Consider the following 11,701-nt stretch of genomic DNA (forward strand, 5'->3'; position numbering starts at 1 on the left):
GGCTCGATCCGACCGCCGGCGGCCTTTTTTACTCGCCGCGCGTGGGTTCGCGCATGAACGCCGCGATCGTCACCGTCGGGGACGAACTCCTCGTCGGGGACACCGAGAACACGAACGCGACGTGGCTCTGCGGCCGGCTCGACGACCGCGGCGTCGCGGTCCGGCGGGTGACCGTCGTCCCGGACGAGGTCGGCGAGATCGCCCGCGTCGTCAACGAGTACCACGCGGAGTACGACGCCGTGATCGTCACCGGCGGGCTCGGACCGACCCACGACGACGTGACGATGGAGGCGGTCGCCGCCGCGTTCGGCCGGGAGGTCGTCGAGAACGAGGAGGCGGCCGCGTGGCTCGAGGAGCGGGGATACAGCGCCGAAGACCTCGCCGCGGAGACGACGCACCTGCCCGCGGACTGTCGACCACTGCCCAACGACGAGGGGGTCGCGCCGGGCGCGGTCGTCGAGTCGGTCTACGTGCTGCCGGGCGTCCCGGCGGAGATGGAGGCGATGTTCGAGCGCGTCGAGTCGGCGTTCGACGGCGTTCCGGACCACACGGTCGTCGTCGCCGTCGACGAGCCCGAGAGCACGCTCATCGACCGGTTCGCGGGGCTCAGAGAGCGGTTCGACGTGCGCGTGGGGTCGTATCCGGGCGAGAGCGTCAGGGTGAAGATAACGGCGGAGGACGCGGCGGAGGCCGAGCGGGCCGCCGCGTGGCTGCGGGATCGGGCGGAGTTGGTGGAGTGAGAGACGGTCGTGAGACGGCGCGTCGACGCCGCGGTCAGCGCGCGAGGTAGGCGACCCACACGGCGGTGACGATCAGGCTGACGGCGAGCACGGCGAGCGCGGTGGCCTCGATCGGGAGCGGCTCGGGCTGGACGGCGGACAGGATCATGTCCGGAGGTTGTCCCGGTCCCGGCTTAAAGGTTGATCTTCGACCGTCGGACGCGGGCCGAAACCCCTCGCACTCGGTCGTCGGAGCGTCCCCTATTCGATCGCCGGAGTCCCGGGATCGGTCGCCGGAGCCCCGGTCATCGGACCGTTCCGCGATCGGGTGGTTTCACCGGAGATCCGTTAAGTGGTCGCCGCCGCAACGTCGGGTATGTACGTCGGCGTCGTGATGAACCCGATCGCCGGGATGGGCGGTCGCGTGGGGCTGAAAGGGACCGACGGGAAGGTGGAGGAGGCGCGCGCGAGGGGCGCGGAGCCGCGCGCGCCCGACCGGGCGAGGCGAGCGATGGAGCGGCTCGCCGCGGTCGCGCCGGAGACGGACGTCTCGACGGTCGCGGACCCGATGGGCGAGCGGATCGTCCGCGAGGCCGGCTTCTCGCCGGTGCGGGTCGTCGACCCGTTCGACGGCGACGAGGAGAGAAGCGAGCCCGAGGGGGAAACCACCGCCGAACACACCCGCCGCGCGGTGAGGGAGTTTCTGGAGGAGGGCGTCGACCTCGTGCTGTTCGTCGGCGGCGACGGCACCGCGACGGACGTGGCGGCGGCCCTGGAGGGGAGCGAGGTGCCGATGCTCGGCGTGCCCGCGGGCGTGAAGGTGTACTCGTCGGTGTTCGCCGTCTCGCCGGAGGACGCCGCGGAGGTCGCGGCGACGTTCTCGCGGACCGAGCGCCGCGAGGTGATGGACATCGACGAGGACGCCTACCGCGAGGGCGAGGTCCACCCCGAACTGCGCGGGGTCGCACACGTCCCGGTCGCCGAGGACCTCCAGTCGTCGAAACAGACCGCGAGCGGGACCGTCGAGTCGCTCGCGGAGGGAGTCGCCGAGGACGTCCGGGCGCGCGAGGGCGAGGGCGTCACCTACGTCCTCGGCCCCGGGTCGACGGTGGGCGCGATCAAGGCCGAACTCGGCTTCTCGCCCTCCCCGATCGGCGTCGACGTCTGGCGTGACGGCGAGGTGGTCGCGCTCGACGCGACCGAGTCGGAGATCCTCGCGGAACTCGGCGAGGAGAACGTGGTCGTCGTCTCGCCGATCGGCGGACAGGGGTTCGTCTTCGGCCGGGGGAACCCCCAGCTCTCCCCCGCCGTGATCCGCGAGTGCGACGTGACGATCGTCGCGTCGCGAGCGAAGCTCGACGACGTCCGGGCTCTCCGGGTGGACACGGACGATCCCGACCTCGACGACGAGCTCGCGGGGTGGGTTCGCGTCCGCGTGGGGAAGTTCGAGACGCGGATGATGAAGATCGTGTGAGGCGTCCCGTCGCCCCCTCGCACACGGCCGCGGACAGGGCGGGAAGCGCTCGCTCGGGCGAGGAGGATCCGGCCCGTTGGGGGCCTCCGTTCGATTTTTACCGTCAACACGCATCCCTCCGGTATCGATGCTCTGGCAGACGACGCCGTACACGGTGCCCCTGCTCGCCGCGGGGCTGGCGTCGTTCGTCATCGCGGCGTACGTCTTCTCCCATCGGTTCCGGGGGCCGAAGCGGCTCGTGTGGACCTTCCTCGGCGTCACCCTCGGGGCCGGTGTGTGGTCCGCGGCGTACGCGGCACAGCTGTCGGCGACCACGCTCGAGGCGACGCTGTTCTGGAACCGGTTCGTCTGGCTCGGCGTCGGCACGCTGGCGGTCGCGTGGCCGACCTTCGTGCTGGCGTACACCGAGCGCGCGGTCTGGTTCCGTCCCGAACGGCTGGCGGCGATCTGTCTGGTTCCGGCGGCCGCCGTCGTCGCTGTGTGGACGCTCGGCGTCGATCCCCTGTTCTATCGATCTCCCTCGCTCGAGGCCGTCGACGGCGGGTATCTCGTGGTTCGGTTCGTGCCGACGGCCGCCCTCCTGGCGTTCGTCGCGTACAGCTACGTCGTGAACCTGATCACGTTTCTCGCGCTCGGGTACGCCGCGGCCGACCGGCCCGGCGTCTACCGGCGGCAGGCGGCGCTGTTGCTCGCGGCCGGCGTGATCCCGATGGCCGTCGGCGTTCTCAGCACGTGGTCGTCGCTGGGGCCCGCGTTCGTGGACCTCACGCCGCTCGCCTTCGCCGTGACCGCGGGGATCGTCGCCTGGGTGCTGTTCCGGTACCGCCTGCTCGACCTCTCGCCCGTGGCCCGGCGGGCCGTGTTCGAGAACCTCGACGACGGCGTGGTCGTCCTCGACGGCGACGACCGGGTCGTCGACGCGAACGACCGGGCCCTCGAGCTGTTCGACCCCCTCGAGTTCGGCCGGCCGATCGAGGCGGCGTTCGCGGGCGGAGAGTCGGTCGTCGACGCCGTTCGACGCGCCGAGTCCGGCGAGGACGGGCGGGCGACCGTCGACACCGAGGAGGGCCCTCGCTTCCTCACCGTCACCGAACACGCGCTCTCCTCGGCCGATCCCGGCGGTCCCGACGCCGGGAGCGTCCTCCTGTTCCGCGACGTCACCGAACACGAGACGCTCCAGCGCCGGTACCGGGCGCTCATCGAGAAGTCGCCGAACGTCATCGCCGTCTGCGGAACCGACGGCCTGTTCCGGTACGTGAGCCCCTCGATCGACCGGCTTCTCGGCCGCGAGGCGGCGACGATCGAGGGGCGGCCGGTCCTCGATCTCGTCCACCCGGAGGACCGGCGCGAGAGCCAGCGGCGGTTCGAGGCCGCACTGGAGACGGGCGAGACGCAGGTCTTCGAACACCGGATCGCCCACGAGAACGGCGACTGGCGCACCTTCGAGACGACGGTCGAGCCGCTCTTCGAGAACGCCGCCGACGAGGTGGTGATAACCGCGATGGACGTGACCGAGGGGCGGCGACACGAACAGCGGCTCCAGGTCCTCAACCGCGTGCTCAGACACGACCTGAAGAACGACGCGAACGTGATCGGCGGGTACGCCGACCTCCTCCGCGACCACGTCGACGCGGAGGGGCGAGAACACCTCGACGTGATCGACCGGAAGGTGGAGGCGCTGACGCACCTCAGCGACCAGGCCCGCGAGATCGACGTGGCGCTCCACGACGAGTTCGACCGCGCGGAGATCGACCTGGCGTCGCTCGTCCCGCGGCTCTGTGACTCGCTCGAGGCCGCGTTCCCCGACGCGTCGGTGACGCTCTCGACGCCCGAGCGGGCGGTGGTGTCGGCCGACGAGCTGCTCGAGTCCGCGGTGCGGAACGTCCTGGAGAACGCGGTGGTCCACCACGACGGGGCCGTCGCGAACATCGACGTGTGCGTCCGGCCGGACGACGACGGGTACCGCGTCGAGATCGGCGACGACGGCCCGGGGATCCCGCCGGTCGAGCGGACGGTGTTCTCGGAGGGGCGCGAGACCCCCCTCGAGCACGCGAGCGGGCTCGGTCTCTGGCTCGTCCACTGGATCGTGACGGGCTCCGGCGGCGAACTGGCGATCGAGACCCGCGAGCCGGGCGGAACGCTCGTCTCGATGTGGTTCCCGGCGGACGACGGAGAGGCCGGGAAGACGGACGGCGATGCGTGACCCGGATTCGGTGAACCCCGCAGTGTGTGGGACTCGGTGTTCAGTTTCCATCGCGCGGAAGACGTGGGATCGCTCAATACAGGTGAAGGAGTGAGCGATCGCCGGAGCGGTGGCGCGCCGGTGAGTGCCCGGAGGGCACGAACCCGACCGCGAGGGACGCCGCGAGCGCTCGGAGAGCGCGAGCCGCGAGGCTGGGGAGGTGTGAGGTGCGGTTTCGGGGCGGTTGGGCGGGACTCAAAGGGGCAGCCGGCTCCGGGAAGACGGCCGACGAAAGCACCGCAGCGAACGAAGTGAGCGAGGAGCGCAGCGAGGCCCTCGACCGGAGCCGGCTGGGGCTTTGAAAGAGTTCACCGCCCCAGCAACGATCTCTTTCTTATCACCCCGATCTCTACTGAAACACACGTTCCACTAGTACCGTCGAGTAACCAACCGTTTCGGACCGAAACGCGTCCGGAGAACGGGGTTCGACTGGTCGGGCGGGAGACGAACGCCGACACCTCAACCGATGGACTCTCGCCGATCGGATCGCTCCCGCAACCTCTTTGCGGCCCCTCGACGAACTCGAACCCATGAGTCACGGACCCCTCGACGACGACGCGGTCGAGAGCTACCGGGAGGCCGGCGCGGTGCTGGTCGAGGCGATGAACGAGGCCAGATCGATGGTCGAGCCGGGGCGAACGCAGCTCGAGGTCGCCGAGTGGGTGGAGGACTTCATCCGCGAGGAGGGCGCGGGGCTGGCGTTCCCCGTCAACCTCAGCGTCGATCCCGAGGCCTCGCACGCGACCCCGTCCCGCGACGACGAGACGGAGTTCGGCGAGGAGATGGTGTGTCTCGACGTCGGCGTCCACGTCGACGGCTACATCGCCGACGCCGCGGTCACCGTCGACCACACCGGCAACGTCGAGCTCGTCGAGGCCGCGGAGATGGCGCTGGAGGCCGCGGTCGACGAGGCGGGCCCCGGCGTCGAGGTCGGCGTGGTCGGGAAGGCGATCGAGGACGTGATCCGCGGGTACGGCTACACGCCGGTTCTCAACCTCTCCGGGCACGGCGTCGAGCGGTACGACGCCCACACCGGCCCGAGCGTCCCGAACCGCGGCGTCGACCGCTCCGTCGAGTTGGAGCCGGGGCAGGCGGTCGCCATCGAGCCGTTCGCGACCGACGGCCGCGGCAAGGTCGGCGAGGGAACCAAAGAGGAGATCTTCGAGCTCGAACGCGAGAAGAGCGTCCGGGACCGCAGGGCGCGGCAGGCGCTCGAGGAGATAGAGGAGTTCGATGGGCTCCCCTTCGCCGCCCGCTGGCTCTCCGACGACCGCGCCGGGGTGGCGCTGCGCCGGCTCAAACAGGCGAACGTGATCAAGGGCTACCCCGTGTTGAAGGAGGCCGACGACGCGCTCGTGAGCCAGGCCGAACACACGCTCCTGATCACGGAGGACGGCGTCGAGGTGACCACCGCGGGCATCCACGACTTCGACGGGTAGATCGCGTCTTTGACGGATGGATCGGGGGGGTCGACGGGTGGCCGGCGTCCGGGTCCTGTCCCGGTCATCCGACCACCCCATCCACCGGACCATCACACTCACCGGGCCGTCACACTCACCGGGCCGCCCCGCACCTCACGCCTCCCCAGCCTCGTTGCTCGCGCTCCCGCGCTCGCAACTCCCTCGCGATCCGTCTCGCGCCCTGACGGGCGCTCGCGGGATCGCGCCCCCGCCAGGGAGGTTCTCACTGGAGGAAGCCCCGTCGGAACACCGTGGCAGGCCCCCTGGAGGAGGCCGGTCCCGGCGACCGCCGCCGAGATCGGAACCCGCTTTGACGCGGGTCCGGTAGGGCGGCCGTGAACTGGCGGTACGCACACACGGCGCTCGGGCTCTGTACCCTCGCGTTCACCGCGACGATGGTCGCTCGGCTGGCCATCAGCCCGCTCGTTCCCGAGATCACGGCCGCGTTCGAGGTCACGAACGCGACCGTCGGGCTCGCGCTCTCAGGGATGTGGCTCGCGTACGCGCTCTCGCAGTTCCCCTCCGGGATCCTCGGCGACCGCTACGGCGAGCGGACCGTGATCCTCGTCGCCGTCGGCTCGACCGCGGTCGCCTCGCTGCTCATCGCCGCCTCGCCGTCGATCCTCGCGTTCATGCTGTTCACGGTCCTCCTCGGCGCGGGCGCGGGGCTCCACTACTCGGTCGCGACCACCTTCCTCACCCGGCAGTTCGACGACATCGGGCGCGCGATCGGCGTCCACGTCGCCGGCGGCCCGATCGCCGGGCTCGCCGCCCCGCCCGCGGCCGCGCTCGTCGGGGCGCGTTACGGCTGGCGCGCGGGCGTCCTGCTCGGCGTCGCCGTCGCGGTTCCCGTGTTCGCGCTGTTCGCGTGGCGGATCCGACCGACCGAGCCGCGCCGACCCGACCAGCCCATGCGCGAGCGGTTCGCGGTCGGCCCGCTCGCCGAGCTGCTCTCGCGGCCGTCGATCCTCTACACGACCGGGCTGGCGACGCTCGGCGCGTTCACCTGGCAGGCCACGGCCTCCTTCCTGCCGACGTTCCTCGAGGTCGGCGGCGGGCTCTCGGGCGCGCTGTCGGCGCTTTTATTCTCGCTGTACTTCCTCGTTCACGGCGGGACCCAGCCCGTGACCGGATCGCTCTCCGACCGGATCGGTCGGGACGAGACCGTGATCCTCACGATGGCGTCCGGCGTGGCCGGGTACGCGCTCCTCGTCGTCGCGACCCGCGACGGGTCGGGGCTCGCACCGATCGTGTTCGGCGTCCTCCTCGTCGGGCTGGCGATGTCGTGGGGAGCCCCGCTCCAGTCGCGGTTCATGGACCTGCTCTCGGACGCCGAGCGCGGGGCGGGGTTCGGGCTCGTGCGCACCGTCTACATGGTGTTCGGCGCGTCCGGCAGCGTCGTCGTCGGGGCGGTCTCCGATCTCGCCGGGTGGGCGGTCGCGTTCGGCCTGCTCGCGGCGGTGATGGCGCTCGGGCTCGTCACGCTGCTGGCGAACCGGCTGCTCGGGTTGGGGTACTGAGAGAAGGGAGCGGGCTCCGGGAGTCGGGCCTACAGCCGGTCGTCCTCGAGGCTGCCCGGGTCCTCCGCGGTGTCGAACATGTTGTTCTCCGCGCCGTCGAGCATCTCGTCGCGAGGGTCGTCGTCGACGACGCTGACGTTGTACGCCTCGATTCCGGAGGCGATCAGTTCCTCTGCGGCCTGTTCCTCGGTGACGAACTCGGAGTCCGCGAGCTGCTGGAACTCGGCGTACACGTCGTCCGAGAGGTTCAGTTCGAAGGTCGGCATGACTCACCGTTTCGGGCGGACGCTTTTAAACTCGATGGCCGGGCTCGGATCCGCACAAGTGGTAAGCCGGTGAGGGCCGATCCCCCGCTCATGACCGACGCCAAAAAGGTCGCCGTCGAAGATCTTCCGGACGCGCCGAACCCCACCCGTCACAAGAAGGAGGTCGACGAGGCCCTCGGGACGACCGCGTTCGGGTTCAACTACTACGTCGCCGACCCCGGCCAGCGGCTCCCGTGGGGACCCCACCGACACCCGGACCACGAGGAGCTGTTCTACGTCCTCGAGGGAGCACTCGAGGTCGAACTGGACGACGGCGTCCTGCCCGTGACGGCCGGCGAGGCGGTCTTCGTTCCGCCGGAGACGACGAACCTGGCGCGCGCCGTCGGGGAGACGCCCGCTCGCGTGATCGCCGTCGGCGCGCCGAAGGACAGCGACGGCGCGGTCATCGAGGAGGAGTGTCCCGCCTGCGGCGCGGAGAGCGACCGGAGCTACGCGGTCGACGGCGACGACTACGTGCTCTCGTGTGCGGCCTGCGGGGCGACGGTCGACCGGCTCACGCCCGGCCCGGAGTAGGTTCGCGAGTTCATGCGGGGGAGGCGGAAGCGGCGCCGGTCACGGGAAGCGGCCGCCGGTCACGAAAAATCGGACGTCGGTCACAGGTCCCGCCACGCGCCGAGGAACCGCTGGAGGGCGGTGAGGTGACCGACCGCGGCGAAGAGGAGGAGCAGCAGGGCGACCGCGTTGAGCCCGGCGACGACGGGGTCGGGGTAGACGGCGACGACGACGCCGACGATCCCCATCAGCGCGAGCCGGTCGGCGCGCCCGAGGAGGCCGCCGTACTCGCGGCCGATCCCGACCGCCTGGATCTGGGTGCCGAGGTACGACGTCATCAACACGCCGGTCACCGCGAGGAACCCGAGCGCGTACGCGTCGATCCCGGCGGTGAAGCCCGCGATGACGGCGATGTCGGCGTAGCGGTCGAGGACGTGATCCAGCAGGTCGCCGCCGTCCGAGGCGACCGCCTGCTCGCGGGCGAGCGCGCCGTCGACGAGGTCGAGCCAGCCGTTGAGCAACACGAGGAGCGACCCGAGGACGTAGAACGCGGGGTCGGCGACCGCGAACGCGCCGGCCGCGAGGAGGGCCGCGCCGAACGCGAGCACGCTCACCTGGTCGGGCGAGAGCCCCAGCCGGTCGGCGGCTCGCACCCACGGGCCGAGCAGGCGGTCCGCGACCGACCGAAACCGGTCCAGCGTCACGCGGGTCTCCCCTCCGAGGACGGGCACATGGTTCGACCGTCCGCAACGCCCGCCCGGCTCATAAGTAGTCGGTGAAGTCGACGGTTCCGGCGCTCGGCTCGACCGCGCCCTCTATCGCCGCGCGGATCGCGTCGGCGACGGCCTCGGGCTCCAGATCCGTCGTGTCCACCTCGTAGACGTTCTCCACGCCGTGTGCCGCGACGGCCTCCGAGAGGACCACGTCGAGCGCCTCCGACTCGGCGTTCTCCGCCGCGGTCGCGGCCGACTCGCCGCGCTCGCGGAGCCGACTCTCGACGGTCTCCGGATGACACCGCAGGACGACGACCCGGTCGACGTCGAAGTGATGCGCCAAGTGCGAGTCGAGCACGCCGCTCCAGTCGCCGAGGTGGTCGGCCACCGCGTCGAGGTCGGCGACGAGGGTGTCGCGCTCGTCGTCGCGCTCGGTCCAGAGGTCGTCGTTCCCCTTGATCCGGTCGTTGAGGTGGATCACGTCGTACTCGTCGGCGAGGAGGTCCGTCACGGTGGACTTCCCGGTCCCCGGCGTGCCGGTGACGGCGACGCGGTCGGGGCGGTCGCCGGCCCCCGCACTCGCGGGTCGATCGGGGCGGTCGTCGACCCCCGCGCTCGCGACGCGATCCGGGCGGTCGTCCGTCGCGTCTCCGTCCGTTCCCGTCACGCTTCCGCCTCGAGTTCGAGATCCGCCAGTACGTCGTTGAGGCGGTCGACCGCCTCCCGCGTCTCCTCGCGGGTCCCGGTGGAGATCCGGACACAGTCGGGGAGGCCGAAGGAGGTACAGTCCCGGATGATGACGCCGCGCTCCCTGGCGGCCTCGGCGACCGCGCTCCCGTCGCCGACCCGCGCGAGCACGAAGTTCCCGGCCGACTCGAACGTCCCGGCGTCGAGCTCCTCGCCGATGTACTCGCGGGCCCACCGCGCGGTCTCGACCGACTCCGCGACGTGGTCCGGGTCGTCGAGCGCGGCCAGCGCGGCCCGACACGCCAGCTCGCTCGCCGCGAACGGGGTGTTGACGCGGGCGTACGCCTCCCCCCACGCCTCGGGCACGACGCTGTAGCCGATCCGGAGGCCGGCGAGCCCGTACGCCTTCGAGAACGTCCGGAGGACGGCGACGTCGTCGCGGTCGCTCACGAGCGGGATCGCGCTGTCGACGTCCGCGAACTCGCCGTAGGCCTCGTCGACGACGACGAGGGTCTCCTCGGCGGTCGCGTCCGCGATCGTCTCGATCTCCTCGAGGGGGATCACGGATCCCGACGGGTTGTGCGGCGAGGTGAGGTAGACGATCCGCTCGCCGCCGTAGGCGCTCAGGACGTTCTCGGCGGTCTGCGTGAACCCGTCGTCGATCGAGAGCGGGTACGTCTCGACGCCCGCGTGGTGGTACCGGGCGGACATCGCGTAGTAGGCGAAGCCGGGATCGGGCACCAACACCCGGTCGTCCGGCTCCAGGGCGGCTCGCGAGAGGTAGTCGATCGAGCCGTCGGCCCCGGGCGACACCCACACCTGTTCGGGCGTCACGCCCCACTCCTCGGCGATCCGGTCGGTGAGGTCCGCGTGCGAGGACTTCGGGTAGGCGTTCACGCGGTTCGCGTGCTCGCGGATCGCCTCGACGGCCGCCGGGCTCGGGCCGTGGGGGTTCTCGTTCGAGGAGAGCGTGATCAGCTCCGACCGGTCGATCCCGAGCTCGCGGGCGACCTCCTCGACGCCCCGGCCGGGGACGTACGGGGAGTGATCCGAGAGATCCCGTGGTTGCATGCCCGTGGGTCGGCGGCGGCCGACCTTAAGCGTGATCGAACGCGGCCGAAACGTGATCGAACGCGACCGGTCGGAGGTCGGCGTGGTGCCCGATCGACCGACCCCTCGATTCACCGGAAACGTGGTGTGCGACCGGTCCGCATCGAGGTGGCGACCGGTCCCAACCGGGTGTGACCGGGAGAACCGTCGGGGAGAAAATCGACGACTGAAGGCGTTTCGGCCCCGATATCAGGGGATCTTGACGTCGTGTTCGAGCGTGCCGACGCCCTCGACGGTGACCTCGACCGTGTCGCCGTCCGAGAGCGGACCGACGCCGTCGGGGGTGCCCGTGGCGATCACGTCGCCCTCCTCCAAGGTCAGGTACGTCGTGATCTCCTCGATCAGCGTCGGCACGTCGAAGATCAGCTGGCCGAGGTGGCCGTCCTGTTTCTGCTCGCCGTTCACGTGGAGCTCGACGCTCGCCTCGTCGGGCACCTCGTCGGGCGTCGCGACGACGGGACCGAGCGGGGCGGAGTTGTCGAACGCCTTCCCGCGGACCCAGTTCTGCTCGCGGTTCTGGTCGTCCCGGTTCGAGACGTCGTTCATACAGGTGAACCCCTCGACGACGTCCATCGCGTCCTCGGCCGCGACATCCTTACACGACTCGCCGATCACGACGACGAACTCCGCTTCCCAGTCGATCCGGTCTTTCCCCTCGGGGGCGGTGACGGTGTCGCCGTGGCCTGCGAGCGCGTTGGGTCCCTTCAAGAAGAGCAGCGGTCGGTCGGGCACGTCGTTGCCGAGTTCGGCGGCGTGTTCCGCGTAGTTGCGGCCGATACAGACGATCTTCGAGGGGTCGACGGGCGGCAGTACGTCGATGTCGGGGTCGTCGAAGTCGTACACGTCGTCGCCGAACGCGACCGTCTCGGTCTCGGGGTCGTAGCGTCCTTTCCGAACCGATCCGGCCGGGTCGCGGAACCGTGCGTAGTGCATACCACCGAATTGACCGTGATAGTTA

Annotated in this window: 11 protein-coding genes; 6 read left to right on the forward strand and 5 right to left on the reverse strand. The window is 70.9% G+C overall.

Features of this window, described 5'->3' with window-relative positions:
* Positions 1-53 precede the first annotated feature (53 nt).
* The 5 genes from AXA68_RS11605 to AXA68_RS11625 all read left to right on the forward strand — a co-directional run bounded on the left by AXA68_RS11605 (position 54) and on the right by AXA68_RS11625 (position 7,415).
* Positions 54-740, forward strand: a complete 687-nt coding sequence (locus tag AXA68_RS11605) for a competence/damage-inducible protein A (RefSeq protein ID WP_066416879.1) — start codon at positions 54-56, stop codon at positions 738-740.
* Positions 741-1,095: 355 nt separating this feature from the next.
* On the forward strand, positions 1,096-2,193 hold the full coding sequence (locus AXA68_RS11610) for an ATP-NAD kinase family protein (protein ID WP_066416882.1): 1,098 nt from the start codon (positions 1,096-1,098) through the stop codon (positions 2,191-2,193).
* 127 nt (positions 2,194-2,320) lie between these two features.
* On the forward strand, positions 2,321-4,396 hold the full coding sequence (locus AXA68_RS11615) for a histidine kinase N-terminal 7TM domain-containing protein (RefSeq protein ID WP_066416884.1): 2,076 nt from the start codon (positions 2,321-2,323) through the stop codon (positions 4,394-4,396).
* Positions 4,397-4,965: 569 nt separating this feature from the next.
* Positions 4,966-5,874 (forward strand): type II methionyl aminopeptidase, encoded by a 909-nt coding sequence (map, locus tag AXA68_RS11620; protein ID WP_066416886.1) that lies wholly within the window; start codon positions 4,966-4,968, stop codon positions 5,872-5,874.
* Between the two features lie 356 nt (positions 5,875-6,230).
* Positions 6,231-7,415, forward strand: a complete 1,185-nt coding sequence (locus tag AXA68_RS11625) for an MFS transporter (protein WP_066416889.1) — start codon at positions 6,231-6,233, stop codon at positions 7,413-7,415.
* 29 nt (positions 7,416-7,444) lie between these two features.
* On the opposite strand, the gene AXA68_RS11630 is transcribed toward AXA68_RS11625, so the two are convergent.
* Positions 7,445-7,681 carry a hypothetical protein gene (locus AXA68_RS11630; RefSeq protein ID WP_066416891.1) on the reverse strand — a complete coding sequence of 79 codons (237 nt, stop codon included), beginning with the start codon at positions 7,679-7,681 and terminating at the stop codon, positions 7,445-7,447.
* Positions 7,682-7,771: 90 nt separating this feature from the next.
* Between AXA68_RS11630 and AXA68_RS11635 the strand changes: the two genes are divergently transcribed.
* The gene (locus AXA68_RS11635) at positions 7,772-8,254 is read left to right on the forward strand and encodes a cupin domain-containing protein (protein ID WP_066416892.1); all 483 of its coding nucleotides are present in this window, start codon (positions 7,772-7,774) and stop codon (positions 8,252-8,254) included.
* Positions 8,255-8,334: 80 nt separating this feature from the next.
* Here the strand turns inward: AXA68_RS11635 and AXA68_RS11640 are convergent, their stop codons facing one another.
* From AXA68_RS11640 to AXA68_RS11655, 4 genes are all read right to left on the reverse strand, one after another.
* Complete coding sequence (locus AXA68_RS11640) at positions 8,335-8,937, reverse strand: CDP-alcohol phosphatidyltransferase family protein (protein ID WP_066418577.1); 603 nt, start codon at positions 8,935-8,937, stop codon at positions 8,335-8,337.
* Positions 8,938-8,995: 58 nt separating this feature from the next.
* Positions 8,996-9,613, reverse strand: coding sequence for an adenylate kinase family protein (locus tag AXA68_RS11645; protein ID WP_066416893.1), 618 nt, complete (start codon positions 9,611-9,613; stop codon positions 8,996-8,998).
* Positions 9,610-10,704, reverse strand: a complete 1,095-nt coding sequence (gene hisC / locus AXA68_RS11650) for a histidinol-phosphate transaminase (protein ID WP_066416901.1) — start codon at positions 10,702-10,704, stop codon at positions 9,610-9,612. Before hisC ends, AXA68_RS11645 begins: the two co-directional genes overlap by 4 nt.
* Positions 10,705-10,932: 228 nt before the next feature.
* Complete coding sequence (locus tag AXA68_RS11655) at positions 10,933-11,676, reverse strand: fumarylacetoacetate hydrolase family protein (protein WP_066416903.1); 744 nt, start codon at positions 11,674-11,676, stop codon at positions 10,933-10,935.
* Positions 11,677-11,701 lie beyond the last annotated feature (25 nt).

Origin of the sequence: Halorubrum aethiopicum (assembly GCF_001542905.1) — an archaeon.
Lineage (GTDB): Archaea > Halobacteriota > Halobacteria > Halobacteriales > Haloferacaceae > Halorubrum > Halorubrum aethiopicum.

What these genes read in the sequence shown, in the direction of transcription:
- hisC (WP_066416901.1), bottom strand. Translation starts at nt 10,704, where the DNA reads ATGCAACCACGGGATCTCTCGGATCACTCCCCGTACGTCCCCGGCCGG.
- AXA68_RS11655 (WP_066416903.1), bottom strand. Translation starts at nt 11,676, where the DNA reads ATGCACTACGCACGGTTCCGCGACCCGGCCGGATCGGTTCGGAAAGGA.
- map (WP_066416886.1), top strand. Translation starts at nt 4,966, where the DNA reads ATGAGTCACGGACCCCTCGACGACGACGCGGTCGAGAGCTACCGGGAG.
- AXA68_RS11615 (WP_066416884.1), top strand. Translation starts at nt 2,321, where the DNA reads ATGCTCTGGCAGACGACGCCGTACACGGTGCCCCTGCTCGCCGCGGGG.
- AXA68_RS11605 (WP_066416879.1), top strand. Translation starts at nt 54, where the DNA reads ATGAACGCCGCGATCGTCACCGTCGGGGACGAACTCCTCGTCGGGGAC.
- AXA68_RS11630 (WP_066416891.1), bottom strand. Translation starts at nt 7,681, where the DNA reads ATGCCGACCTTCGAACTGAACCTCTCGGACGACGTGTACGCCGAGTTC.
- AXA68_RS11635 (WP_066416892.1), top strand. Translation starts at nt 7,772, where the DNA reads ATGACCGACGCCAAAAAGGTCGCCGTCGAAGATCTTCCGGACGCGCCG.
- AXA68_RS11610 (WP_066416882.1), top strand. Translation starts at nt 1,096, where the DNA reads ATGTACGTCGGCGTCGTGATGAACCCGATCGCCGGGATGGGCGGTCGC.